Here is a 1,150-nt window from a genome sequence, read left to right as displayed (position 1 = left end):
TTCTTGCGCGCCAGTTCAGACGCCACAAAGTGCGACCTCGTCAGGCCGAGTGGAGGTGCCTGTAGCGGCCAGGTGCGAAGCACCCTTCGGCGTTAGCCGAAGACGCGAGATGAAGACTTGCGAAGCAAGTCGTAGGCCGCGATGGCCGCGAAAGGCCCCTCCCTCCGGCGCCTTTCGCGGCCATCGCGGCCTACGACTTGCTTCGCAAGTCTTCATCTCGCGTCTTCGGCTATCGCCGAAGGGTGCTGCGCACCTGGCCGCTACAGGCACCTCCACTCGGCCTGACGAGGTCGCACTTTGTGGCGTCTGATGGAGCGAGTAGCGCCATATTTGGAGCGGGAAACGAGACTCGAACTCGCGACCCCGACCTTGGCAAGGTCGTGCTCTACCAACTGAGCTATTCCCGCATATTGGCGTCCCCTAGGGGACTCGAACCCCTGTTACCGCCGTGAAAGGGCGGTGTCCTAGGCCACTAGACGAAGGGGACGTCTTTGTGGCGTCTGAACTGGCGCGCAAGAAGAGCAAAAGCACAAGCAAGAGCAAGAGCAAGAGCAAGAGCAAGAGCAAGAGCAAAAGCTCTGACTGGCAACGCCGGCTTTGTTGTCGAAGATGCGTCAATGCAGGCGCCGCCCGTAACTCGCGACGTCAGGAGCCCCCCCCCCCCCCCCCCCCCCCCCCCCCCCCCCCCCCCCCCCCCCCCCCCCCCCCCCCCCCCCCCCCCCCCCCCCCGCCCCCCCCCCCCCCCCCCCCCCCCCCCCCCCCCCCCCCCCCCCCCCCCCCCCCCCCCCCCCCCCCCCCCCCCCCCCCGTCACACCAGTGATGCTGTTGGTCAGCGGAGTGTTGGTGTTCAACACGTTATTCGGGGCAATGAAGTCCACCGAGCCGGAGCTGCTGTTCACCGGAATGGTGATCGACTGACCGTTGGCCAGGCTGATTACCAGCGGAGTACCGGTAACTGGCGAGGTAACCGAAGCGACTTGGTCAGGCGGGCGGTGTAGGTGATCTCGCCGCCTTCCTGGACGGTGCCGGAGGCCGACAGGGTCAGGCCGGTGGTATCCAGGCGCGCTGGATCGTCGGTGACGACGGTGGTCGGCGTACCGGCGGTTTCCAGGTGCTCGTAGTTGCCACCGGTGACGCCGGTGATGCTGTT

General features: G+C 66.6%; 2 protein-coding genes and 2 tRNA genes. All 4 read right to left on the bottom strand.

Annotated features, from left to right (window positions below; genetic code table 11):
* Window positions 1–331: 331 nt before the first annotated feature.
* Window positions 332–407, bottom strand: a tRNA-Gly gene (locus V0R59_RS31810).
* A 4-nt stretch (window positions 408–411) separates the two neighbouring features.
* A tRNA-Glu gene (locus V0R59_RS31805) sits at window positions 412–487 on the bottom strand.
* Between the two features lie 127 nt (window positions 488–614).
* On the bottom strand, window positions 615–929 hold the full coding sequence (locus tag V0R59_RS32155; protein WP_408005267.1) for a hypothetical protein: 315 nt from the start codon (window positions 927–929) through the stop codon (window positions 615–617).
* Window positions 930–934: 5 nt separating this feature from the next.
* The coding region (locus V0R59_RS31800; protein ID WP_330105878.1) for an immunoglobulin-like domain-containing protein at window positions 935–1,150 on the bottom strand (216 nt) is incomplete at its 5' end.

The organism is Pseudomonas ulcerans (assembly GCF_036324125.1).
GTDB classification, from domain to species: Bacteria; Pseudomonadota; Gammaproteobacteria; order Pseudomonadales; family Pseudomonadaceae; genus Aquipseudomonas; species Aquipseudomonas ulcerans.
Note: the sequence above shows the minus strand (reverse complement) of the source record. Positions and strands in the feature narration are given on the sequence as shown.